The organism is Bradyrhizobium sp. CCGUVB1N3 (assembly GCF_024199925.1).
Classification (GTDB): Bacteria; Pseudomonadota; Alphaproteobacteria; order Rhizobiales; family Xanthobacteraceae; genus Bradyrhizobium.
Window position 1 is genome coordinate 238,375 of sequence record NZ_JANADR010000002.1, and the last position, 23,854, is coordinate 262,228.

Genomic DNA, 23,854 nt, shown 5'->3' on the forward strand with positions numbered 1-23,854 from the left:
ATGGGACAATTATTGGCGTTCAGCGATCCACACGTTCGTCCCAATGCCGTTGCCGCATAGAAGCGCTTTGACGCATCGCGTTGATCGCCTGCGACGTATCGCTGCCTGACGATGCCTTAGAGGTCGCTCCGGTATCGGTGGCAGCGCCCTGCGATCGTCGAGCGTTGGCGTAAAGCCTCATCGTCGCACTTTTGGCCATAGAAGCTGCGGCAACGACTGCACCTGCCCCGACAGCGGCAACCGATGCACTGGCTAGGTTGCTTGCCATAGTTGGAATCTGGAACAGGAGAACAGTCGCTGCCATTATGACGAAAAGGAACGCAAATGGATCGCCGCCGGACGCCGCGCGAGTCTCCGCCGCGATATAAAGTACAATAGCCATTAGCGCCGTCGTCAATAACGGAATGACTGAATAACCAATCGTAAAGCGTGTCCAGCTCTCGAAATATTGCTTCGTTTGTGGCATCATCAGCATGGCAATTGCCAGGGGCGCTAGGCTGATTGCCACCGCAAGCCCTAATTTTCCAACTATCACAGTAATAGCGCACGCGGCGTAAAAAAAACCGACAACGACCAATGTAAACGCACCAAAAAACACGCCCCGAATTGCCTTCCCGACTTTGAGCACCGAGAGGTGCGAAAAGAAGTCATCGGCAATCTGCAGCGCGGCATGTGCCGTCTCGTCCATTGCCGAATACGTATCGATTATATTTGCTGGATTGAAACCGGGAGCAGCGCTCGTCTTGAGCGTTGCCACAACCCCGCGCGCCATGAGCGCGCCATAGTCGCTCGGCACCTCCGTGATTATCACGTAAATGCCCTTGAAATTGGCCCACATAGTCGCGAACGAATATATGAGCACATATCTCAACCCCCATTGAAGATATACAGAGTAGTTTACGCTTCCAAACTGGACTAAATGGTTCAGTGCTATAAAGAGAAGCCCGACTAGGGCTGTAGCACCAAGTAGTGCTCGGATCGGATCAGCGACTGATTGAAACACCGTTTGCACATAATCGACAAGTGCTGTGTCGATACTATGCGCGATACTCGAGATGAGACCCATGCGATCACTTTTTCATGTCGTTTGGCAGAATGCGCACAGTGTCTGGCTCGGCACTATCCGAGCCGAGCACCATGAAATACGAGCCTGCCACCGACGCAATCGCCGCTTGGGTCCGCAGCGTTTCGTTAAGCTGCTGTGCGACTTCGATCATTACGCGCGTATTAATATCGACGCTAGTTTTTAAGTCCATACTGTTTTCAAGCGCTGTGATATAGCCATTGATCCTTCCCATGCTAGCATTGGCCCGCTTGTAAGAGTCTTCCGCGGTGTACGCGGTGACTGCCGCTTGGGCCGACAAGTACGCGATCTTGCTCGACCGTTTGTCGTGATGCAGCGCAAATGCATCATCCAAACGATAGCGTTCGCGAAATCGGGAAATCGATTCCCGCGTTTCGTCGGGCCCAGCCAATGCTCCCGTCAAAACAGCGCTGGCCATTTCCGCCGGCGTTGAGCCTCCCTTGCGGGCCGCAATATCCGCCGCCTCGTTGTTCACCGGAAACGGCTTTGGACCTGATATAGCGGCGACAGCCGTGGAAGTCGACGCAAAGAGTTGCATCATTTTGTCACTTAGTGACCGGACACTGTCAACTATGTGCGCCAGCAGCTCAACGACTCGCTTATCGAAAGTTTGCTGTGAGCCATCCGGCACCGTGCCAGATGTTCCGGCCGACGGGAGCGGGTTAAGCCTGCCTTCGCTAGCGTAACCCCCACAAGGCGTGAGACCAATCGCCCCAAGCATCAGGCAAGTACACACGAGAAATCGGGACACTATGTTCATGCGGCGGCTCGCTTTGTTTGAAGATGAACCCGCTCCCAGGCGCAAACACAATCGTTCTTCCGTATCTCCGGAATCGATTGGCACCCAGTAAGGGAGGCGGCAAGCCCAAGCACGAGAACTATTGTCGACGCCTTCATTGCAGCATTTTCATTTGGAAGTCCGGTGTTTCACGCCAGGTTGACGACGCTTTATTGCCGCGCCCTCCACCCAAGACATCGATTCCTTTCTCGAGCGCGCCAAGTGCGAAATCGAGAACAACGCTGTCATCCCCGGATTTTAATAGTACGAGATGGTTGTCCACATTACTTATCTGGAGAAATGCGCTTTCGGTTGCCGTCAGGTTGAGCAGCGCAAGTTCCGCTTCGGTATTGGAGGTACTTGGATATATCAGCCGTGTGACTGCGCTCTCCAGAATCGCACTCCCAGCCGCGCTGTTGGCGACATGCGACACACGCTGGGTCATAAGAACGACAGCAACGTTCTTCTTGCGCATTGTTAGCATCCAGTCCTTCAGCCGCCTTTCAAAATAGGGATCGTCAAGTAACTTCCAGGCCTCATCGACGACGAGCAGGGTTGGTGCTTCATCTTCTACGAGCCGTTCCACCCGCCTGAAAACGTAGCTCAACCAAGCCGTCCGAATGGTCTTGTTGTCGAACAGTTCTGTGATATCGAAAGCGGTGAGCTGGCTGTCGAAACAGAGGGGATCATGGCCCTTGCCGCCAAACAGCCATCCGAACTGACCAGTGCGGTCCCACTGGCCAAGCCTCTGATATAGATCTCCATTATCATCCGTCGCCCGCAGCTGAGTGCGAAATTGCTCGAAGTTCTGCAGACGGCGATCAGCGGCCGCGTTCGCCTGGACGGCATCGTTCAGTGCCTGACACTGCTGCGGAGTAAGCCGTTCACCCTCGTTCTCAGCTAATGCCCTAAGCCAGTCGGAAAGCCAAGCCGAGCCGCGGTCATCGGCCTCCGCCCGCATCGGGTTGAAGCCAAGCTCCTGCCCCATCCGTACGGTGGAATAGCTTCCGCCCATCGCGCGAACCGCCATTTCGAAACCGCCATCCTTATCGAGTAGTACAATGCGTGCCCTAAGCCGATGAGCCTGGCTGAGCAAAAAGGCAGTACCGAGAGTTTTGCCTGATCCAGTTTGGCCAAGCACAAGTGTATGGCCAGCGGTGCGCTCGCCTAATTGTCCGGGCAAATGAAAATTGAAGCGAAACGCCTCGCCGCGTGCAGTCGGAAGAATTGTCACGTAATCGCCCCAAGGACATCGCTCCGCCGCGTTGCCTTTCGGCGACCCGTGCAAGGCGCAACATTCTCCGAAGTTCTGTGAGGAGATCATTGCCGCCCGTGCGCGGTAGCTAAAATTACCCGGATGCTGAGCGAAGTATATGGCGCGGGCGGAGAACTTTTCGCGGACGATCGACGCGCCAGCATCCTGCATTGCGCGAGTGACATAGGATACTGCCTCCTCAAGTCGAGGTCGAGTTTCGCAGAACATGGCGATACTACAGTGATGATTGCCAAAGACCACGCGGCCTGAGGCGACGTCGTCCTCAGCCTGTTCGAGTTGGGCCCGCAGAGAAATGGCCGCGTCCTCTGCGGCCTTCATTTGCTTCCGCACGCGAGCGATTCGGCCTTGGGCGGCGATATTGTCGATGGGTGTGAAGCTCTGCGAGACAATCATGTCATATGGCAGATTAAGACTATCGAATATCCCAGGATACGTCGCAGCGGGATAATCTTTGAGGGATATAATCGTGCCGTAGCGTTTGAGATCCGGATTCGGATTATCGCATTCGAAGATACTCCCTTGGAAGGTAACTATCGAATTAGCCAAAACGTCAGCTACAGGCACGAACTGCTCACCAGCAGCGAGACGCCCACTTGACCCGTCTATCAGCGTGCGGAGCAAACTGAGCCATTCACCGCCCGAAACGGTTAGCCGGCGTGGTCTTGCCTCACTTAGGCTGACCATACATGTATTGATCAACTGATCCAGCCGACTGGCGCGCGCGGCGACCTCTTCCCTACCGCAGAAGTCGCTACTGCCAAGAAGGCCAATGAGCCTCGCTATTCTCTTCGGTGGTCGAATTACGATGGTTACGATCGACACTCGATTACGCAACCCAACAGACTGAAGATAACCTTGCCAGCGCCTGTCAATCTCCTCATTAAACCAATTTCCTTCAACGGCGCTCATGCTGGGGCGGGTTTCCACGGAGATGCGATGAACATAGTATCCGACATCCTCGCGCTGTTGCGCAATAAATCGCGACAAAGCGGTACTCAGCTCAATTGTTTTCCGGCTGTCGAGAGCGTCGGCATTCACCCCCTCCACAGCGAAGGTCCCGATTACATCGCCATCACGCAGCAGTAGACTGACATCGTCGATGATACTTAGATACGGCAATCCACCGACGAGCTGCTCGCCTTCGTGACGAGAGCGTCGCAGAACGTGACTTGGGAAACCCTTATGCACGATACACGAACCGGCCGCCCTTCAACAGGGCAGAGCTTATAGGTGTACTTTGCACGGTCGCGATGATGACACTAATCAGTTTTGGATCGTAAGCGGCTAGAGCACGCAGGAGTCCGTAACCAACACTTCCCATTATTGCCAGATAGCAGAATGACTTCGTGAGGACGAAGCCAAGCATAACGACCCATATGAGGAACACTAGATGAATGACCGGCAATCCCGCAAAAGAGACCTCTCGAGTTAATCCGAGGAAGACTGTCGTGCGCTCCATAATCGTCTCCTTTGAAAATGCTGCGGCGATCCGCGCTTTCCCTGGTCCGCACGGCGGCCCGACAAGATTAGTGTGGCGCCAAGGAGCCGACAAAGCTGGCTCCGCCAAAGACGATTGCGATGCCCATGATGACGGAGACGGCAAAGGTCCAGTCCATCCGGCCAGTCATAAACGAGAAGCCCACCGCCATGACTGCCAGAGCGGACACTGCCACCCCAAAGGGGCCGGTGACAGTCTTCACGATTGTAGTGAGGAACGTTGTCACCCCGTTGAAGTTCTGAGCAGAACATGGAGCGGCAAAAGCGGCGGTCAATAGAATGTACAGACCGACGAATGACAGCAGCTTCTTGAAAGCAATGTGCGAAAAACACGTCCTCACTGAGTGCCTCACGATTGTCTGTTGCGGGTCGTTGTACGAGCCATAAGCGTTATGGTGTTCCGTGTGCCAAAAGCTCAAGCTCGGCTAGCACGAGGTGATGCGACGGTCAGCAAGCACCTGAGCATTGACGACTTTGCGAGGCTGAGAACGATCGCCAACCTGAAGCTGCAGCACGGCGCCAGGAAGACCCACTCGCTCCTCCCACGACTCTGCTATGCTCGAAATTGACGCACCTATTGGATGACCGAGGATGGACAAAATAGCCAAATTGCCGCCCGCGCTGCGCCCACGTAGATCCATCGAACACCGTCCCACTAGACGGACAATGTGCCCGTACATTTGTTGATCACCGAAGGGGGGCCCTCGAGCTACGGTTGGGTCGTCATCGCCGACCTATTGGGACTCGTGAAGAAAGCACCTCAACATCAGCAGTTTCACTGCTACTGCTTGGCCTCAATATCCGATCGCTAGGATGGATGGCTAGGACAAAACCGTTGCATTGGTAGCACTCCAGCAAACGGTTCGCATCTGCAGTCGCCCGTTCTTTAATCGCGGGCACGATGTCAACCCCGACCGACAAAAATGATCTATGCCGGGTTCATAATTCCTTCCGCGGTCGTCTCTATGCAGGAGTGCCGCATTTGCAGCTTCCGTCCTCGCAGGGCCGCGACAACAACACTAGCAGACAGCCCTGTTCGCAGCGGATATCAAGAGATCGGAGCGACCGGGCAACGAACAAACCGGTCCCCATGGTCCCAGGGAGGGCCCACTTCATCACCGCCCGGGTGCCCCTCGCCCGGCTCTTCGGCCACGAGTTTTGGAACGCAACTTGCAGTCAAGATGAATGCCAACGTCTGTTGCACAGAACGGAGAAACATGCACCGCTCGTACGAAATCGGATGCATCACTATCGTCGACAATGATCTCAATCTTAGCAGAACCATGGATGAGTACTTGAGGAGTAACAACTTATGTACGGTCCGGGCCGTCACGCACGCAGAAGCGCTCACCCTCTACAACAACGCCGAGGCACTTATTGTAAACATGGACCTTGTCCGCCACAACGGATTCGAGCTCCTGCGTGATCTCCGTGTTCGAAGAGACGTTCCCATTATTGTCATTAGGAGCCGACGGTATGAGCACGATGCTGTGACCTGGCTTGACTCTGGTGCTGATGAGTATCTAACCACGCCCCTCTCGATGGCTCGGCTTTTGGCTCACATCAACGCTCTGAGCAGGCGTCATTTCAGCACCCTTAGAATGCGAAGCAAGGCGCAGGAGGGACGATGGTGTTTCGGAGGGTGGGAGCTGCGCCTTAAAACTCGAAAGCTCTATAATCCTTCGGGCACATCGGTGCCTTTAAGTGCGGCGGAATACTCGCTCCTAGTCACCTTTGTTGAGGCAGGGCAACGGCCGTTGTCGCGAGAGTACCTACAACGGGCCACCCGTGTGCACGGTGAAATACTCGATCGCAGTATAGATGTTCAGGTCCTCCGTTTGCGTCGCAAGCTAGAAGGAGATGCGCGCGCTCCCCGGCTAATAAAAACTGTGCGTGGCGTGGGTTACATGTTTAGCGTGCAGACTGTCCGCGCTTGACGTCTCCCTCGAGATGGTGAAGCGGCGAAATGGACCCCCGCACCGCAAAGAGGGACGGATTGAACCGAGTTCCTAGCCCGATCTATTCACGAGAGCACGGTCGTTCTTGACGTCTGACGGGGGCTGGCGGCTGGCGTGGGTGACCGTCCGGCGTTTTGTCGTAAACGGTACGAGAGGGCCACGGACTTGGTGCGGACGGCCTACGCACCGCGCTTGAAGCGTATAGGCATCCAGAACTGGCGCAGGGCCTCGACGGTTGCTGGAATGTCGCGCCAGGCGTTTTGGACAATGGGCTGCGTTCCCAGCGTGCGCCGGGCCGGAGGTAGCGTATGCACACGAGGAGGGCCGCGTGATCGGCTCGTGCGCTCGTAAACGGTCCGCTCTATGATCGTCGCGCGTGAGGTTCAGGCCGCCCGCTGATCGGCAGTGGCCTGTTTTTTAGCTTCGAGCAGGCGCTTCCACTCCCAGGGCAGCAGTTCGTGCAGGTGCGAGGCGGGCAGATCAGCGATACGGGCCAGGAAGCTCGGAGATCGGAGCCAGGGCGAAGGTTCCGTGGCCGACCTGGTCGGCCAGCGTGGTCACCGGCATGTCGATGCCCTCGCATTTGAACCGGGAGCTCTGGCGGTTGAGCGGGATGTGCATGCCGTACTTGTCGAACAGGATTGTCGCCAGCAGCTGCGGACCAATGAAGCCGCGCGGCGTGGCATGGAACGGCGCCGGTGCCTGGCTGACCTGCCCGCAATCGCGGCAAGTGAACTTCTCGCGGACCGTCTCGATCAACTTGAACCGGCGCGGGATCTCCTCCAGCGTCCTGTTTGCATCCTCGCCCAGCTTCGACAGCCGCGACCCGCCGCAACAGTGGCAGGCCGTTGGAGGATCGATGACGATGCGCTCGCGCTCGATGTCGTCCGGCCAGGGCTTGCGCACCGGCCGCTTGCGCGTGAAGGCGCGTACGCTCTGCGTCTTCGCCGCTGCAGCGGCCGCGGCGAGCTCGTCCTCGGTCGCCGACATAACAACATCTTCAAGCTGCAGTTCCAGCTGGTCGATCAGTCGCGCCCCGCGCTCGGAGCGCTGCCCATAAAGCTCGCGTTTCAGCGTCTCGATGCGCAGCTCAAGATGTGCAATCAGCGCTTCGTTGCCGGACAGCTTTGCCAGCGCGTTGGCTGCTTCGGCCTGCGCACTCGCAGCCTTCGTCTCGGCTTGCTGACGCGCTTCTCGTTCGGCCCGAAGAGCCTCGCGCTCAACCCGCAACGCCGCCAGGGCGCTCGCAAGGTCAGAGGGAAGATCGTCCGTTTTCGATGTCACGAAGCCATCGAATCAGATCAGCACAAATATGCAATCGCAAAATGCTATCCGACACGCGTCGGGCGCCATGTTTCCTGCGGATGACGCCAATCTATTCCGGACAGAAGATAACTCAGCTGCGCCGGCGATATTGGAACAGCGCCTCCATCAACGGTAGGCCAGATGAACTTCCCACGTTCCAATCTTTTTGTAAAAAGGCATGCGCCCTGGCCATCGTGCCAGATGCACTTCAAAAGCGAACCACTGCGACCGCGGAAGACGAAGAGATTGCCCTCCATCGGGCTCATTCGGAGCACCTCCTGTACCCGCAACGCAAGAGACGGGAATCCACACCGCATGTCGGTATAGCCCGTCGCTAGCCACACACGCACGTTCTGGCCAGAGGGAAGCGATATCACCGCAGCGTCTCCAGACCACGCATGATCCGAATCAGCACGTCAACATCGACGCCCCTATCCACAATCACCCGACAACCGTTAGAAGCCACAATCTCCATACGACTGCCGGCCGCGCTCGTCATCGGCGTCGCGGGCGCCGCCGGAACCTCCGGCACGATCACCGCTGGCACAAATCCTTCAACCGAAGTCGAACCAAAACGCCCGGCCCGGGCTGCGTTACGCCAATCAGCCAACTGCGAGCGCGTGATCCCGTATTTGCGGGCCGTGGCCGACCCTAAACGGGGCAATGAATAGCTCTCGGCGACGATTTTCAGCTTGGCCTCGTCGCTGAACCGACGTCGACCGCCCCTATCAACGATCTCAAGCCGACTGACAGAATTGACTGTATGCACGTCCATACAGGCGATTTCTCACCTGTTCGCCAAAATTCACAACGCGCAATTCAGCGGTCATGGTCGTACGCGTACGAGGTAGCAAGGGCCGACCGGCATCGTCGATGCAATGGACCAAGATCGGCCGCAGCATAAGGTGTTCGGTTCCGTTCGGGGAGAGAAGCCGCGACCAGACGAGAAGCCGAAGCTTCATGACGGCGTAGAAGCCCATGCACCAGGGCTGCGGGTCGACTTCGCCGTCCGGTGATCGCACGAACAGCGGCTCGAAGCTCTCCGGTCTCGTCGACAGCGTCTCGCTGATCGCGTTGTGGCGCATCAGCGTGGCGGCGATCGCCGAGAACTCCTCGGTGTCGTGATTGAAGGCGTCGGGATCTACGCCGAGGAGCGGGCACACCCATTCCTCGGACGCCATCGAGACCGGCCCGGCGACGACCGCGGCCACCGCGCCGTCGAGCATGGAGAGCGAGGTCGCCCGCGGATGCCGAAGCGTCGGCGACCTGGCGCGCTCGCTGATCCATTGCCCGAGCCGTTCGAACGACATGGCATAGTCGTAAGCGCGCATTTTACCTTTCAATTACCCACAGTTGACGGCCGATTTAGACGACGCTCCCGGGACAAAATCTTGAATCGGCAGAATCTGTTGTGATTCCTTGTTGAGCACCTGATTCGGAAGCGCGGGGTGCTCGATGGGCTTGGTATTGAAGGAGCGCGCGAAGGCGCGTGCTCCGCGATCGAGAACCGGTATCGAGACTTGGGTTGATCGGGAAGTTGCGGGATGCGAGTTTAAGGATGAGCGGCTTGGCCGCCGGTTCGGCAAACTACTCGCACAAATCGGGAGCGACATGGGTCAGAGCATCCCGCTGGTGTGTCAGGATTGGGCCAACACCAAGGCCGCCTATCGCTTCTTGTCCAACGAGCGGGTCAACGAGGCGGATATTCTATGCGGTCATTTCGAGGCGACGCGCGGTCGCGTGACGACGACGGAGGGACCGATTCTGGTGCTCCATGACACGACGGAATTCAGCTTCAAGCGCAACAGGCCGGAACTGATTGGCTTTACGGGCTTGACCGGCCTTGGAACACACAGAGGAGGTCCTACAGCGGTGCGTACACAGTGCGGCATCCTGATGCATTCGAGCCTCGCCGTGACGACCGAGGGGCTACCGATCGGACTGACGGCGATCAAGTTCTGGACACGCAAGAAGTTCAAGGGGACGACGGCGCTGAAGCGAAAGATCAATCCGACACGTGTTCCGATCGAGCAGAAGGAGAGCATCCGTTGGCTGGAGAATTTACGGCAATCGACCGACCTTCTCGCGGCCCCTGGACGATGTGTTCATATCGGTGATCGCGAGAGCGACATCTATGAGCTGTTTTGCCTCGCCGAGGAGGTTGGAACGCATTTCCTGGTGCGAACCTGTGTTGATCGGCTTGCCGGAGACGGCAATCATACAATCGCCGACGAAATGGACGAGGTTACGGTCAAAGGCCTACATCGGATCGAGGTCAAGGACGACAAAGGCGATCCGGATGAAGCGCTTCTCGAAATTCGTTTCCGCAAGCTTCGAATTCTGCCGCCGATCGGCAAGCAGAAGAAATATCCCGCACTCACTCTAACCGTGATCCATGCTCAAGAGCGGGGAACGCCGAAGCGGCGAAAGAAGATCGAGTGGAAGCTCCTCACTGATCTCCCGGTCCAATCGCGCAAGGACGCTATTGAGAAGCTCGGATGGTACGCGTTGAGGTGGAAGATCGAAGTCTTCCATAAGATCCTCAAATCGGGCTGCAAGGCGGAGGAAGACAAACAAATGACCGCTGAGCGGATCTTTGTGCAGCACCTCCTGCACTTGGAGCGTCAACGACGGAAAGCCTCGGCGCATGTCCGTGTAGCCTGTCGCGAGCCACACTCGCGCGCCCGTCGGAACCGGGATCATCGGCGGACCAAAGCATCGAGAACGCGACGTAGCGCGTCTCCATCAACGTCGCCATCGACCCGGATGCGGTGCCCGCTACCAAGATCAATCTCGATGATGCCCTGGCTCTTGCGTCGACGCGCCGTCGTCGTCAACGGCGCTTCGGCCACCTCCCGCGGTGGCGCAGACGGCCCAATCTCGACCGGAACAAACGGCGCTATGCTCGCTTCGCCGTGCCTGCAAAGCTCCTTGCGCCACCTGAACAGCTCGCTCACATGAGGCCCGGCCACGCGAGCCACCTCGGAAACATTGGCGCCGGGCTCGAGCGACGCTGCAACAAGCCGTTCCTTCTCATCCTGCGACCACCGGCGCCGCCGCTCGACCCATGGTACGCATCCGGCCAGCACCCCGGGCAAGCGCGCCGGTCTGCCGTGGCGCTCAGGCGGCAGCCGCTTTGGACTGTCCGGTCGCCTTCCAATTCCACGGGAGCAGGTCGGCGACTCTGTTGACAGGGTAATCTGGAAGTCTGGCCAGCACGTCAGCGAGCCAGGCTTGCGGATCGACGTCGTTCATCTTGCAGGTTTATGCCGACTGCCGAACTATGCCGAATGGGCGTTTTTTCCCCGAGATTCACCGTGAGCGGCGTGTAATCGGCTCGGCATAGTTTGTCTTGTACCTCCGCTTTCAACAGCGGAGGTCAGGGTATGATTGCGAAAGAGTACTTGGGCAGAAGCCGGCTGTACCGGCGTCTCAGAGGCGGACCGCACGGACTGCTCATCGAGCGCTATGGCGCTCGTCTCGTCGAAGAGGGACTCGTTCGGCACGGCACGTGGCGTTGCCTCAACGTGGTTGGCGGGCTCCTGAGTTGGATCGCAGGCCGTCGCTTTGGGCTGCTCGATCTCGATGAGCAGGTCGTTGAGCGGTACCTCCGACATCGAGGCGGGAGGCAGTCTATCCAACCTGGTGACCGGGCCGCGCTCAAGCGATGGCTGTCGGTGCTGCGCGAGGAAGGCGCGATCGCGCCGACTGTGCTGCCGCCTCTCACCCCGCACGAACGGATCTTCGAGGAGTTCGATGCCTACCTGCGATCAGAGCGCGGGTTGGCCCCGAGGTCCATTGTCCGCCATCTCCCGGTTATCCGCAGGTTCCTGCACGAGGTGTGCTCCGGCGGCGCCACCGCCCTGTGCAAGATCAGCCAAGAGGACGTGACCCGCTGCATTGAGCGCCACGCCCAGGATTGGAGCCCGGGAACAGGCAAGGCGATGTGCTGGTCGTTGCGCGCCTTTCTCCGTTACCTCCACTATCGGGGGCTGAACGCGCGCCCGTTGGCGGATTGCGTTCCGTCAATGCGGCGATGGAAGCTCGCAACTCTGCCGACCTATCTGCCTGCCGCACAGGTGCGGAAGGCTCTCGACGGTTGCGACCGAAAGACGGTGATGGGACGGCGCGACTACGCCATTCTGTTGTTGCTGGCCAAGCTCGGCCTGCGGGCCGACGAGGTTGCGACGCTCACGCTCGATGATATTGACTGGCGCGCCAGCGAGATACTCGTTCGCGCCAAGGGCCGACAGCGTGCACGGATGCCGATACCGCCAGACGTTGGCGCGGCCATCGTTGCATATCTGCGCAATGGCCGCCCAAAGTCGTCGTGCCGACGATTGTTCGTCCGCACACTCGCGCCGCACATCGGGTTTGCTTCCGGATGTGCGATCACCATGATCGCCAAGGCCGCCCTCGATCGCGTTGGAATCGACGGTTGCGCACACCGCGGCGCCCATATCTTCCGACACAGTCTCGCTACCGAGCTTCTCCGATCTGGCGCGACCTTGTCGGAGATCGGACAGTTGCTGCGGCACGAGAACCACGACACTACCCGGATTTACGCGAAGGTCGATATTGATGCGTTGAGAACATTGAGCCTGCCCTGGCCGGGAGGCGTGCAATGACCAATCTGCGCGCCGCACTCGATAAGTACCTGAGCATGCGCAAGGGGTTTGGATACAAGTACGAGCACCAGACCCGTCGGCTCGCCGACTTCGTCGCCTTCATGGAGAAGCGCAAAGCCAGGATCATCACGACGAAGCTGGCATTGGAATGGGCAACGCTGCCGCCCGATCGTCATGCATCCTGGGCGCTGCGATTGAGCGACGTCCGCGGGTTCGCGCGCCATGTCGCCAACTTCGATCCGAGAACGGAGGTACCGCCCGTCGGCATGCTGCCCGGATGGAAGCGCGCCAAGCCTTATGTCTACAGCGACGCGGAGATCGATGCGTTGCTGACGGCAGCGCTGGCTCTGCCGCCAGCGGGCGGGCTGCGCCGATGGACCTACCATACCCTGTTCGGGCTGATCGCGGTGACGGGCATGCGTATATCCGAGGCGATGGGCCTGGAGCGTGATGACGTCGACCTCGACGCCGGCGTGCTGACGGTCCGGCTGACCAAGTTCGGCAAGTCGCGGCTCGTGCCATTGCATCCGACGACGACAACTGCGTTGCGCGACTACGCCCACCGGCGCGACGCGATGCTCGGATCACGCTGCGGCTCGACCTTCTTCGTTGCCGAACAGGGAGGCCGCTTGCTGCACCAGTACGTTCATCGCGTCTTCTGGCGATTGTCCCGAGAGATCGGGCTGCGGCGCCCAGGTGATCGTACCGGGCCACGCGTGCACGACTTCCGTCATCGCTTCGCCATCCGGACGCTGCTCGACTGGTATCGCGAAGGCAAGGACGTCGAGCAGCAACTCCCAGTGCTCTCCACTTACCTCGGCCACGCCTGCGTGCGTGATACCTATTGGTATCTCTCGGCCTGCCCCGAGTTGATGGAAGAAGCGGCGCGGCGTCTCGATCGGCGGTGGGAGGTGACACCATGAAGCCCGCCTGCAATGTCGCCACGTTGATCGAGCGCTTCTTCACCGAGCGCCTCATGCGCCAGCGCAATGTTAGCGCCAACACGATCGCCTCCTACAGGGACACGTTCCGGCTGCTGTTCATGTTCGCACAGGTGCGGCTGCGGAAGCTCCCATCGGCCCTGACGCTCACCGATTTGGACGCAACGTTCATCGGCGCGTTCCTAACCGATCTCGAGGTAAAGCGCCGCGCCGGCGCGAAGACGCGTAACCTGCGTCTGACTGCTATCCGATCCTTCTTCAGGTTCGTGTCCTTCGAGGAGCCGGCACACAGTGCGCTGATCCAGCGCGTGCTCGCTATACCGAGCAAGCGCCACGATAAGCGACAGGTGCACTTCCTGACGCGTCCCGAGATCGAGGCGGTTCTCGCAGCGCCCGATCGAACGACGTGGCTTGGCCGCCGTGATCACACCTTGCTGCTGGTCGCGGCCCAGACGGGCTTACGCCTCTCCGAGCTGACTGGCCTTGACCGGGATGCCGTCCACCTCGGGTCTGGCGCACACGTACGATGCGTCGGTAAAGGGCGGAAGGAGCGGACCACTCCGCTGACCACACTCGCTCGGTGTGCGCTCCAGGCATGGCTCAAGGAACCGTTACGGAAAGGAGCAACAGCGTTGTTCCCCAACGTGCACGGGGGCCGGCTCAGTGCCGACAGCGTCCAGTCGCTGCTGGGAAAGCATGTTCGTGTCGCTCACAAGAGTTGCCCGTCTTTGAAGGCCAAGAGCGTGTCACCGCATGTGCTGAGGCACAGCGCTGCGATGGAACTGCTGCAAGCCGGCGTCGACTGCTCCGTGATCGCGCTGTGGCTCGGTCATGAATCGGTCGAGACGACGCAGACGTACCTGCACGCCCACCTCGCCCTCAAGGAAGCTGCCCTGGCGAGGCTTAAGCCGTACGAGCGCGGCAAGCGAACCCGCTTCCAGCCGAACGACCGCCTGCTCGCCTTCCTAGAGGCGCTCTGAACGACCAGACTATGCCGAATGGAATGGGGCAACCGTGCACGCGATCGACGGTGCCAGCGTGACAACGACGTGCCATACCGGACCCGTTCGGCATAGTTCGGCGGGCGGCATAAACCTGCCTATGCCGAGTGCGGCATAGGCAGGTTTCGATCAACGTATAGATGGCGGCGGCGCGATGGCCGCCAGCGTCTGAACCGGCGAATGTCCAATTTCGTCTTCCGACGGCCACACCGCGTAACGCTCGTTCGGCAGCGTTGTTCGAGAGGCAGATGCGACCGTCGTCCAGGAAGCGAGTGAACGCCGCCCAGCGGTTGAGCAGGTAGTTGATCGCCTTTGCGGTATCATTGCCTGAGGAGAGCAAGGTCCGCTGCTGGCGCATCCAGATCTCGAGATCAGCAACGATCGACGCGGACTTCTCTCGACGTACCGCAAGCCGCTGTTCTGGCGTTTTGCCGTTGATGGTGCGCTCGATCTCGAACAGGATATCGATGCGTCGCACGGCCTCGCTGGCAATCGGCGCCTCTCCAGATTTCGCCAGATCAAAGAACTTTCTGCGGCCGTGGCTCCAGCAGGCCGCTTCAAGGATTGGAGCCGGCTTTCTTTGGGCCTTGTAGAGCTGGTTATATCCATCAAAGGCGTCGGCCTGCATGAGGCCCACATAGCCGGCAAGATGGTTTTGCGGATGCTCTCCAGCTCGGTTGCGTGAGTCGTAGAACAGGGCCGCCGGCGGATCTGTGCCGCCAAACGGCCGATCATCGCGAACATAGGTCCAGATCCGGCCGGTAACCGTCTTAAGCTTGGCCAGTACCGGTACCGTCGTATCGTCGGCGTGGATGCGTTCCGCGCTCATGACGTGGATCCGGATGGCCTCAATAATGGGATCGAGTGCTACCACGCAGGCGCCGACCCGATCCGCCAGGGTCGAGACGTCGATCTCGATCCCCTCACGAGCATAAGTCTTGCTCTGCCGGTTCAACGGCTGATGCAGCAGGAACTTGTTGACCAGCACCATCGCCAGCAGGTTCGGCCCGGCAAAGCCTCGCGGGATCGGATGGGAGGGCGCCGGCGCCTCTGTGATCGCCTCGCAATCTCGGCAGGAGAACTTTTCGCGGACATGCTCGATAACCTTCCAGCGCCGCGGCTCGCATTCCAGGGTCTTCGACACCACCTCGCCGAGCTTGTGCAACCGTTCACTGCCGCACTTGCCACACGCGCAAGGCATGGGTTCGACGATACGTTCGACCGGCAGGTTATCCGGTAGGGGGCGTCGCGCCGGCCGTGGATTTTGCGCGTGCTTCTGTTTGGCGGCTTCCGGCGCTGCGAACTCGGCTTTGGTTTCCTGCTCCGCCTGAGTCTCTTCAAGATCCTCGATGGCGAGTTCGAGCTGCTCGACCAGCAGCTTGCCGCGCTCAGAAGATTGCCCGAACTGTTCACGCCGTGCCTTGGCCAGCATCAGCTTCAGCCGCTCGATCTCCAGCCGGCCGACGGTCACCTCGCTCTTCGCCAGCGTCAACTGCTCGCGCTGCGCAAGGATCATCGCGTGTGCTGCGGCAAGGTCGGTGGGAAGCTGATCGGAGGGCGTCGTCACGAGGACGAATCAACCATATTCCCCGCAAAAAATCCCGCCGGATTCCTGCCGTGAGTCAAAGAGCCACAGCTTAACCGGAAGCCTGTGGACGCCAGGTTGCCTGCGGCATCCGCCAGTCGATGCCGGACAGCAGATAGGAGAGCTGCGCAACGCTGATCGTCACAACGCCGTCTGCCAGTGATGGCCACAAAAAGCGGCCGCGTTCCAGCCGCTTCGTGAACAGACACGCGCCCTGGCCATCATGCCAAATAATTTTGATCAGGTCGCCGCGGCGGCCCCTAAAAACGTAGAGATCACCAGCATGCGGATCACGCTTCAAGCTCTCCTGGACCAGACGCGCAAGGCTCGGGAAGCCGCGGCGCATATCGGTGTGGCCGGTCGCAAGCCACACCCGCACATTACCCGGTATGGCAATCATCGGCGCTCAAGCACCTCGAGGACCCGCGCCAGCGCTTCTGGATCGACGTGCGCGTCCACTCGGATGCGTCGCCGGTTGCCAAGGTCGATCTCGATCAATCCAATACGCGCGGCCACCACAGACCGCCCTCGGCTATCACCCGCAGGTAAAAGCTTCGGAGTTTCCTCCGCTTCCGTGGCGGCGATCTGCACCGGCGCAAAAGATGGTACGACCTGCTCGGATGTCCGCGCTTGTCGACGCCAGGTAAACACCAGGCTGGCCGCTACTCCGTTGCGACGCGCAACCGCAGTCACCTTTGCGCCCGGCGCCAACGTCTCCTCGACAATCCGCGCCTTGTCATCCTGCGACCAGCGCCGCCGCCGCTCCAGCCCGCCCAAAACCTCGACCCGCATCGCCTGATGACCTTAAAGCTAGACTTAAGGTCACACGCTTGACCAATTACAGCGCCTCAGACAAGACGGCGCCCGTCGGATGCGTACGACCCATGTGATCACCTCCGCCCTCGAAATCGTCATAGCGCTTCTCCTAGGATTACCCCTAGGACCTGCAGCGATCGCGTTCATCAAACAAGGCGGCCCTCAATGGAGGGATACGATACAGCGGCAGCCGCTTCATGCCTAAACGGTCCAACGAGCGCCGTTACAGATGTAACCACGCACAAACACACGAAAGCGACAAAGCCATATATCCTGCCGCCGCCGCCGTGTCCTGAACCAGACGTTAAGATCGCCTAGTGATTTGCCCGAAGGACCTCATGCCGTGGCGATTCCGCACAATTTGCACATCTCACGCAATTTCTGATGTTACGGCTACAGCGAAGTATCTTTTATTTATAGGGCTCTCTTGTTTGAACCAACGTTCAGAGCAAGTGTGGCTTGCCTATCGCCTTGCTTTTCGTTTCACCCCGATTACCATTATGGATCTTCCATATCGGCGCCCAACCCTTTGGACTCCGATCCGCAACCTCAGTCCCTGCTATCGATCTACTTTGGAAGGGCGCATCGATGAACGTGTGGACCACTATAACAACGTTAACATCGGCTTCCGCAGGCACGTATTGACCGCCCAACGTATGTGGGTTCGGGCCGTCGGGCAGGCTGTTGGGTTTGACCCTGACTACTTCGATGAAACTCCCGATAGCTTTTTTACAGACCGCGACCTTAATCGTGACCTTTTGGAGGAATTCTTTGACTATCCTTGCATGAATGACCCATCAGACGGCGTCTTAGAGCGCCTCGCGTCGAGGTTCCGGTACATCTATATGCCGGAAGACAGCGCAAGAGCATGTTGCGAACAGCAAAGCCTCAATCCCATTCCAGGTTGGATGCGCTTTACCGCTGATGGTCGCTCCAGAACATTGCTGGTCGACATCGAACCCTATTCCGCAACCCATACTATCGCAGACATTGTGGCAAAGTATCACGCGGTTGGATGCGATCAAGTCGTGGGGACTGATCTTCAATGTTGCCTTGTTGTGCCCGATACAGATTGGATCCATTATGATGTCGATGATGATTTGTATATGCGCTCCTGGTTTGGCTCCTTTGATGTGGTGGCCATCTCCCCTGTGCTGCTCGATCCATAACCATCAGGAGGAAAAAGAACAGTGGCCACCGTAGGACTTGGCTTGTCAGGGGATGTTATTCCCCGCCCTGTGTTGTGCTTTCTACGTTATTACGTTTTTCATTTCATGTCCTGTTGTCGTAGGCGTCTTTGTGCCACCCAGCATGTGTACTGTTGACTGTTTATATGGCAATAAAGCCAAGCGATTTCTTGTCTTGTGTGTGCTTTGCCCCCACCTTGTCATGTCTTCTCGTTGGTTTGCTTAATGCGTGTCCCGGGCGGGATGGTGATACTTGTTGGGGTAATAAGCCGATGCGTTTCCAGCCTACTGTTGCAGTTCTTGTTTTCGTTAGTTGTGTTTGTTTTGGTGCCCTTGGCGTCAAGTCGTTGAACGAGTGCCTTTATTTCCGGCCCGGCGTTTTTTATTTCATAGCAATGGGATCATTGGGTGACCGTTGGCGAATTACGACGAACCGGGTGAAGCCGTTAGCAACGTACCCCCGGAGCCGGAGACGTCCTCGATGTCACCTGGTGGCGGCCCACCCTCTGTATTCGACATGGACTTGATGGTTTTTCGCAGAAAGCCAAAGGTTTTGATATTGCCCCGCAGTGAAGACGAAATGACAAAGCGACTTTTACATTAGCAAAATAACCAGTTTTCAGGCCTCAGATCAAACCAAGAGCCCTTGACAACACGGAAGGGCGTCTAACTGTTCACCTAATCTCACAATCCGTGATGTAAACGTCGCCTCCCCCGCCGAGGGGATCGCGGAGGCTGCGACGCGGCCGACGATGCGCTTGTGGGTATCCGTCCGAGGGCCCAGCACAGCATCCTCAAAGGCCAATATAATAGCTGAGTATCATGCCATGGGATGCCGAGCGGTTGACGAGGATGACATCGAGCACGTCCTCACAATTCCCGCGACGGACTTTATGCATGAATCCGGAGTCCGTTTCTCTCGAAGCCGTTCGTGGACGTTTGACATCGTCGCGAATACTCCGGTAATCCCTGACTAAGGGATGCTTTCGGGAATGTTGCTGGCAGCGCTGTTGAACCCGCCGGAAACAGAGAGTGGTTTGTTGTGCTCGGGCAGTGCGCCGATGCGCCATCGGCCTACTGTTGCATAGTTTTCTCTTGTTGTTGTTCTTGTTTTCGTTAGTTATGTTTTTGTGCCATGGCGTCTTGTTGTTGTACTGTTCACTGAGTGAAATTAAAATTAGCGCGTTTGTTTGTGCATCTATCTTCTCAGATTGTGTTGCATCTTGTGGATGAACGGATGCACCCATACTTGAAATAAACGAGTGCCGTTATTGCCGGGCCAGCGTTTTATTTATTTCATAGCAAAACATTACATAAACACTCGCCGCATATACCGAGTGGCGATACAATCGTCGCTTACAGCGCGTACAAATACATGCAAACCAATAAGACACAACACTACAAACAAACGCCAGGCCAATATACGGCTACTTGATCACTCCGCCCTTATCGCCCGCCCCCATGACACGACGTCGATGCAATCGATGGTTGACCCTTGGCGAATTGCAACGAACCAGATGAACCCCTTAGCAAGACACCACGCCGGAGCCTGAGCCGGAGACGTCGGCAATGTCACCCTCTCGGCGGGCTTAAGGCTGCGAGTCTGGACACACAGACGTGCATCCGCCTGACTCATGTAGACGTAAGAGAGATTGACATTACTTAACCCAAAATGGGTTTCGTATTGAACCTTGCGTTTTTCGATGCTGCTGGTCAGCGCGACAGGCTCGGCAACAACGACTGGATCGCCAGCGAGCCACGACATCAGAGAAGCGAGACTGGAAATGAGATCAAAAGTGATGGGTTTGTGAGTGATTGAACCAAATGGGCTGAGGTTGATAAAGGCAAAGAGTGACCTTTTCAGGCAACTAGGGAGGCGTTCTTTCTTACTGGGCCACCCTCTGTATTCGACATGGACTTGATGGTTTTCGCAGAAAGCCAACGGTTTTTGATATTGCCCCGCAGTGAAGACGAAATGACGAAGCGACTTTTACATTAGCAAAATAACCAGTTCGCAGGCCTCAGATCAAGCCAAGAGCCCTTGACAATACGGAAGGGCGTCTAACTGTTCACCTAAATCTCACAATATATCCTGCCGCCGCCGCAGATCGGCACCCAATTGACCCGGCCACGCCAGTTTGACCCTCGACGATATTTTCTACGACCCGCCCGGGAAAGACCTCTGGACATAAACCGGACTAGAGGACTCGGCTATTGCTACCGTACCGTTTACGCCACTCATTCAAATATCGAGTTGTGCGAAATGTCGGTCCCCTTGGAGGACGACGTAGTGACCTCAACACAACACACCACTCTCGTTTAATTAAGAAGACTTGGCATACTACATTGACCCCATAGTCACGAACAGAATGAAACTTGAAATAGACAACTCATTTTACAATCTGGCCTGACTTATTTAAAAACTATTACATAGAGCCCGCCGCTATGGCGGGTAATAGGTATCAGGAGCTACAAAGCAAACAAGTGCAAAAACAATAAGAAGCGCACAACCCCACGAACAATGCCAGGCCAACTGTCGGACGAACTTGATCACCGCTTTATCGCCTGCCCCCATGACACAACATCGAAGTTGGAAGCGGTGACGGCTGTACCGGCGAGAACACCGATGAACCAGTCATACCCGTTATCAACGCAATTGCTCGGAGCCTCGGCCGGAGACGTGCTCGATTCCACCGACGTAACGCTGCCAAAGCTGCGACTCGCGACACATGTACGTGCAGCGTCTTCACTCATATAGAAGTAAGAGAGAGTTACACTACTTCGTCCGAGATAGTTTGCGTACATGATCTTTCGGGCATTGATGATGCCCGTCAGCGAACCAGAAGTATCAACGGTGACTGCGTTGCCAGTGATCCACGGCATCTCGAGAGAGAGGGCTGGAAATTAGATCAAAGCAAAGGTAATTGTGTTTGTGAGTGATGGAGCCAAAAGCGCTGGAGCTTTATGGAGGCAAAGAGTGACCTTTGCAGTCGACTAGGGTCATTCTTATTGGACTTCAATTTTTGACGGTGACATTTGATGGCTTTCGCAGAAGGCCAGAGGCTTTCAATGTCGGCCAGGAATGCCCCGCCAAAATGGCGAGCCGACCTATGCATTAGGCAGTCATCTTCTGTCCCTGTCCAAAAGCGCAATCTTTTCGCCTCACCAAGGGTCGGCGCCGATCGTGAGCGCGGAGCCTTTCCGTGCGACTCGAAAAGGTACCCTTTGAAGATCGTATCGAGTTATTCGGTGGGGACAGCGATGTGTGATGTTTCTTCTCCGTCATCATCCACTCCATAGATTGGCTTCTGGGAGTGCAAAAGTGGGCACACCTTGGCGAGCGGTCATCCGAGGATAATGATGGGCTCTACGATTCCGCAAAGGGCTAGAAACCTCCGCAGTCGCAATCAAATTCTCGCAAAGAGCACAATGCGTGAAGTCACTCACTCACGCGAGGAACTCCCGGCCACCGGGTTCCATATAAGCCTCGTTGCGTCCTGGCATTCACCCAAGACAATCTCTATTCTTGCTTTGCCTAGCACCGATCGTTTTCAAAGCACGAATTAGGCTCTCTCTTGCCTAACAGCTCAAAAACGCGGCATGAAGCTTGCGTTCGCGGTGGCAGTTTGCGCGCTCGTGGCGCTGCTTGGTGGCCTTAATGCCATAGCCGCTTTCCTGGTCTTGATCGCGATCTATTTTGCTAGCCTGAAGGAGTAGATGCTTCTCGAAGCAAGAGGAAGAGTCCCTCCACCTCTCTCTCAAAGCTGCCCCCGATGGCCTGGCGCGTATTTGAGGTCTCCGCATTTTGGTCGGACCGTTTTACTTGTGTTATTTTGATTTTTGGCTTGTAAGCGTTTGTCTCGTTATTTCTGCTTTTGCGCCCCCCCCGGCGTCATGTTGTTGTACTGTTCACCTAATTCAATTAAAGGCCAGGCAGCTTTGTACATCTTGAGTCATTTTGGGATGAATAGAGAACTATTCACTTACGCGCTACGCATGGCTACGCAGATCGCTGCTCCGTTCAATTTACGGTTAAAAGAAGATCTATGCCCTGAATCAACAACGGATATTGGCAACTTAACCGGATTCGTCTTTTAAATAGCTAAGCTTGATCCACTATTATGTTCGGAAAGTTACGTCTAAATAATGTCTAGCGGCGGACTACGACAGAAAATGACATCCCTGATGTAAACCTCGCCTCGGTGTTTTGAACCGCAGCTTCCGGACTTGGGCGAAGCCCAAGACTCGCGCGCAGCGCGAGCCGAAGCTGCGGTTCAAAACACCGAGGCGAGGTTTACATCAGGATATATCCTGCCGCCGCCGCCGCCCCCGCCGAGGGGATCGCGGAGGCTGCGACGCGGCCGACGATGCGCTTGTGGGTATCCGTCCGAGGGCCCAGCACAGCATCCTCAAAGGCCAATATAATAGCTGAGTATCATGCCATGGGATGCCGAGCGGTTGACGAGTGCTCTCGAAGCAAGCGGCGGCGCGCATTATTGGGCGCGAGAAATCGCCAAACTTGGACATGACGTACGATTGATATTCGGCCGCTACTCTCTCGCTCCTCGATTACACGTGTAACACGATATCGGTTCGATCGATTACATCCTGCATGGTAGCCTTGGAGCAGTCGGAACACGGTGGAGTCTGATCAATGGATCACGATAGCGATCAGGAACGTAAACCAGAAAGTACAGCTCATGATGGCGGCGGTGCTACACAGGTAACTGACTTGCCGAAAGCGCTGTTGGCCGACGTATTGAAGCATTTAACCACAGACAACCCGTTTGAGACAGCAAAAAACCTTACGAATTTTAAACTCGTGAGCCGCTCAGCACGAGAGGCGGTTGAGACAGCCCCCGTTAAGACGTTTCACGGTCGGCTCAAGCGTCTCGTCGAGTCAGCTGGGGTTTTGCTTGACATCGCGGTGCGCGGCTTTTGGGACCAAGAAGAGATTTACATCCCCGCCTCCGCGCCCGCTAGCGCCGTCGCGCCTACGCTTAAATTTCTGCCTGTTCGGGCAAAATCTAATTTTGTGCTTCATATTCTTAACTTGCCTCACGCGTCTGAGCAGGCTCTGGCGATCGCAAGCATAGCGCGACGCCTAGGTGACCTTGACCATGCAAACAAAGATCGCCTCGTCAATAGAGCGATCGAATTGTTTGGGCAGGACGGTCAAGAGTGGGTGGATCGACAAAGCCGCCGCCATGCTGCCCAGGCTCTTCTAACAGGTTATGACCATTTGAATGCAGACCAAAAAGTGAAAATTCTCGACACGATGCGAGCCCGTCCTGACTTGTTTTCAATCTGTGCCGCTCAGTCACACCATCTGGATCCCAGCTTGAGTTCGACATCTCGCTCCGTATCTGGGCATGCGGTAGCGTCGCAAAATGCGGATCTAGATCAGAAGATAAAGCGAATTTGGGATTCAGTTCTGGATTTGGGAGTAGCCCCATGCGAAGATAACATGAGCACACGCGAGCAAATGGATGCGGTTCGTCCCATCGGAAAATCCATCAGCGAAGCATACAATAACGCGCGAGCAGAGTTAATGGCATCTGACAGGAGCAGAGAACGCTCCAACTTGGCACGATGAGTGTCGTTAGCGAGGCTTAGCATGCCTCATTTTCCGAGAGGGCTCGAAGCCCGAAGAACCATTCAGGTTTAGTGGATCACGGTCCGACCTGTTTGCCATCACTCTTCACGGGACTTACGCAACCTCAGAAGATCACAAGCCTTCGCTGCGGCGTGCCCCGACGCCGACCTGTTCCGCGGCTTGGCAGACGCTCTGGCCCCGC

The 23,854-nt window shown here is 57.1% G+C and carries 18 protein-coding genes and 4 pseudogenes; 7 read left to right on the forward strand and 15 right to left on the reverse strand.

From position 1 onward, the window contains the following. Nucleotides 1-19 precede the first annotated feature (19 nt). From NLM33_RS47865 to NLM33_RS47885, 5 genes are all read right to left on the reverse strand, one after another. A complete protein-coding gene (locus tag NLM33_RS47865) occupies nt 20-1,066 on the reverse strand; it encodes a type IV secretion system protein (protein WP_256570632.1) in 1,047 nt (348 codons plus the stop codon). A 4-nt stretch (nt 1,067-1,070) separates the two neighbouring features. Next, complete coding sequence (locus NLM33_RS47870) at nt 1,071-1,625, reverse strand: type IV secretion system protein (RefSeq protein ID WP_254106475.1); 555 nt, start codon at nt 1,623-1,625, stop codon at nt 1,071-1,073. A gap of 352 nt (nt 1,626-1,977) precedes the next feature. Further along, nucleotides 1,978-4,326, reverse strand: coding sequence for a VirB4 family type IV secretion system protein (locus NLM33_RS47875; protein ID WP_254106476.1), 2,349 nt, complete (start codon nt 4,324-4,326; stop codon nt 1,978-1,980). Then, a complete protein-coding gene (locus NLM33_RS47880) occupies nt 4,319-4,597 on the reverse strand; it encodes a VirB3 family type IV secretion system protein (protein WP_254106477.1) in 279 nt (92 codons plus the stop codon). Before NLM33_RS47880 ends, NLM33_RS47875 begins: the two co-directional genes overlap by 8 nt. A gap of 67 nt (nt 4,598-4,664) precedes the next feature. After that, the gene (locus tag NLM33_RS47885) at nt 4,665-4,976 is read right to left on the reverse strand and encodes a TrbC/VirB2 family protein (RefSeq protein ID WP_254106478.1); all 312 of its coding nucleotides are present in this window, start codon (nt 4,974-4,976) and stop codon (nt 4,665-4,667) included. A gap of 876 nt (nt 4,977-5,852) precedes the next feature. Between NLM33_RS47885 and NLM33_RS50120 the strand changes: the two genes are divergently transcribed. After that, nucleotides 5,853-6,572 carry a winged helix-turn-helix domain-containing protein gene (locus tag NLM33_RS50120; protein WP_371930190.1) on the forward strand — a complete coding sequence of 240 codons (720 nt, stop codon included), beginning with the start codon at nt 5,853-5,855 and terminating at the stop codon, nt 6,570-6,572. A gap of 519 nt (nt 6,573-7,091) precedes the next feature. Here the strand turns inward: NLM33_RS50120 and NLM33_RS47890 are convergent. From NLM33_RS47890 to NLM33_RS47905, 4 genes and pseudogenes are all read right to left on the reverse strand, one after another. After that, a pseudogene (locus tag NLM33_RS47890) lies at nt 7,092-7,877 on the reverse strand (IS66 family transposase zinc-finger binding domain-containing protein); the annotation flags it as partial. Nucleotides 7,878-7,921: 44 nt separating this feature from the next. After that, complete coding sequence (gene tnpB / locus NLM33_RS47895; RefSeq protein WP_256570628.1) at nt 7,922-8,275, reverse strand: IS66 family insertion sequence element accessory protein TnpB; 354 nt, start codon at nt 8,273-8,275, stop codon at nt 7,922-7,924. Next, nucleotides 8,272-8,673 (reverse strand): transposase, encoded by a 402-nt coding sequence (locus tag NLM33_RS47900; RefSeq protein ID WP_254106358.1) that lies wholly within the window; start codon nt 8,671-8,673, stop codon nt 8,272-8,274. The genes tnpB (NLM33_RS47895) and NLM33_RS47900 overlap by 4 nt, the downstream gene beginning before the upstream one ends. Then, complete coding sequence (locus NLM33_RS47905) at nt 8,636-9,229, reverse strand: UPF0149 family protein (protein WP_254106479.1); 594 nt, start codon at nt 9,227-9,229, stop codon at nt 8,636-8,638. Before NLM33_RS47905 ends, NLM33_RS47900 begins: the two co-directional genes overlap by 38 nt. Nucleotides 9,230-9,353: 124 nt before the next feature. On the opposite strand from NLM33_RS47905, the pseudogene NLM33_RS47910 reads away from it, so the two are divergent. Further along, a pseudogene (locus tag NLM33_RS47910) lies at nt 9,354-10,493 on the forward strand (IS4 family transposase); the annotation flags it as partial. Nucleotides 10,494-10,514: 21 nt separating this feature from the next. On the opposite strand, the pseudogene NLM33_RS50125 reads toward NLM33_RS47910, so the two are convergent. The 3 genes and pseudogenes from NLM33_RS50125 to NLM33_RS47915 all read right to left on the reverse strand — a co-directional run. Continuing rightward, nucleotides 10,515-10,601: pseudogene (locus tag NLM33_RS50125) on the reverse strand (IS66 family insertion sequence element accessory protein TnpB); the annotation flags it as partial. Then, nucleotides 10,598-10,987 (reverse strand): transposase, encoded by a 390-nt coding sequence (locus NLM33_RS50130; protein ID WP_371930197.1) that lies wholly within the window; start codon nt 10,985-10,987, stop codon nt 10,598-10,600. The gene NLM33_RS50130 and the pseudogene NLM33_RS50125, both read right to left, overlap by 4 nt. A gap of 31 nt (nt 10,988-11,018) precedes the next feature. Next, nucleotides 11,019-11,162, reverse strand: a pseudogene (locus NLM33_RS47915) (transposase domain-containing protein); the annotation flags it as partial. Nucleotides 11,163-11,284: 122 nt separating this feature from the next. Between NLM33_RS47915 and NLM33_RS47920 the strand changes: the two are divergent. From NLM33_RS47920 to NLM33_RS47930, 3 genes are read left to right on the forward strand one after another with little or no spacing between them, the layout of a single operon-like run. Then, nucleotides 11,285-12,526: a tyrosine-type recombinase/integrase gene (locus NLM33_RS47920; protein ID WP_254106481.1), complete on the forward strand. Its 1,242-nt coding sequence runs from the start codon at nt 11,285-11,287 to the stop codon at nt 12,524-12,526. Further along, nucleotides 12,523-13,449: a tyrosine-type recombinase/integrase gene (locus NLM33_RS47925; RefSeq protein ID WP_254106482.1), complete on the forward strand. Its 927-nt coding sequence runs from the start codon at nt 12,523-12,525 to the stop codon at nt 13,447-13,449. Before NLM33_RS47920 ends, NLM33_RS47925 begins: the two co-directional genes overlap by 4 nt. Further along, nucleotides 13,446-14,447 carry a tyrosine-type recombinase/integrase gene (locus tag NLM33_RS47930; protein ID WP_254106483.1) on the forward strand — a complete coding sequence of 334 codons (1,002 nt, stop codon included), beginning with the start codon at nt 13,446-13,448 and terminating at the stop codon, nt 14,445-14,447. The genes NLM33_RS47925 and NLM33_RS47930 overlap by 4 nt, the downstream gene beginning before the upstream one ends. On the opposite strand, the gene NLM33_RS47935 is transcribed toward NLM33_RS47930, so the two are convergent. The 3 genes from NLM33_RS47935 to NLM33_RS47945 all read right to left on the reverse strand — a co-directional run bounded on the left by NLM33_RS47935 (nt 14,371) and on the right by NLM33_RS47945 (nt 16,845). After that, complete coding sequence (locus tag NLM33_RS47935) at nt 14,371-15,954, reverse strand: IS66 family transposase (protein WP_371930198.1); 1,584 nt, start codon at nt 15,952-15,954, stop codon at nt 14,371-14,373. The two genes, NLM33_RS47930 and NLM33_RS47935, sit on opposite strands and share 77 nt — an antisense overlap. Nucleotides 15,955-16,105: 151 nt before the next feature. Further along, entirely contained in the window at nt 16,106-16,453 is a 348-nt protein-coding gene (gene tnpB, locus NLM33_RS47940) for an IS66 family insertion sequence element accessory protein TnpB (RefSeq protein WP_028344503.1), read from the reverse strand. Beyond that, on the reverse strand, nt 16,450-16,845 hold the full coding sequence (locus NLM33_RS47945; RefSeq protein WP_095730859.1) for a transposase: 396 nt from the start codon (nt 16,843-16,845) through the stop codon (nt 16,450-16,452). The genes tnpB (NLM33_RS47940) and NLM33_RS47945 overlap by 4 nt, the downstream gene beginning before the upstream one ends. A gap of 455 nt (nt 16,846-17,300) precedes the next feature. Between NLM33_RS47945 and NLM33_RS47950 the strand changes: the two genes are divergently transcribed. Beyond that, nucleotides 17,301-18,038 (forward strand): RolB family protein, encoded by a 738-nt coding sequence (locus NLM33_RS47950; protein WP_254106484.1) that lies wholly within the window; start codon nt 17,301-17,303, stop codon nt 18,036-18,038. A 4,672-nt stretch (nt 18,039-22,710) separates the two neighbouring features. After that, complete coding sequence (locus NLM33_RS47955; RefSeq protein ID WP_254106485.1) at nt 22,711-23,652, forward strand: hypothetical protein; 942 nt, start codon at nt 22,711-22,713, stop codon at nt 23,650-23,652. The last annotated feature ends 202 nt before the right edge of the window (nt 23,653-23,854 follow it).

Coding starts and splice junctions, on each gene's coding strand:
- NLM33_RS47865 (WP_256570632.1), bottom strand. CDS start 1,066: ATGGGTCTCATCTCGAGTATCGCGCATAGTATCGACACAGCACTTGTC.
- NLM33_RS47870 (WP_254106475.1), bottom strand. CDS start 1,625: ATGATGCAACTCTTTGCGTCGACTTCCACGGCTGTCGCCGCTATATCA.
- NLM33_RS47880 (WP_254106477.1), bottom strand. CDS start 4,597: ATGGAGCGCACGACAGTCTTCCTCGGATTAACTCGAGAGGTCTCTTTT.
- NLM33_RS50120 (WP_371930190.1), top strand. CDS start 5,853: ATGCACCGCTCGTACGAAATCGGATGCATCACTATCGTCGACAATGAT.
- NLM33_RS47900 (WP_254106358.1), bottom strand. CDS start 8,673: ATGGACGTGCATACAGTCAATTCTGTCAGTCGGCTTGAGATCGTTGAT.
- NLM33_RS47905 (WP_254106479.1), bottom strand. CDS start 9,229: ATGCGCGCTTACGACTATGCCATGTCGTTCGAACGGCTCGGGCAATGG.
- NLM33_RS47920 (WP_254106481.1), top strand. CDS start 11,285: ATGATTGCGAAAGAGTACTTGGGCAGAAGCCGGCTGTACCGGCGTCTC.
- NLM33_RS47925 (WP_254106482.1), top strand. CDS start 12,523: ATGACCAATCTGCGCGCCGCACTCGATAAGTACCTGAGCATGCGCAAG.
- NLM33_RS47930 (WP_254106483.1), top strand. CDS start 13,446: ATGAAGCCCGCCTGCAATGTCGCCACGTTGATCGAGCGCTTCTTCACC.
- tnpB (WP_028344503.1), bottom strand. CDS start 16,453: ATGATTGCCATACCGGGTAATGTGCGGGTGTGGCTTGCGACCGGCCAC.
- NLM33_RS47945 (WP_095730859.1), bottom strand. CDS start 16,845: ATGCGGGTCGAGGTTTTGGGCGGGCTGGAGCGGCGGCGGCGCTGGTCG.
- NLM33_RS47955 (WP_254106485.1), top strand. CDS start 22,711: ATGGATCACGATAGCGATCAGGAACGTAAACCAGAAAGTACAGCTCAT.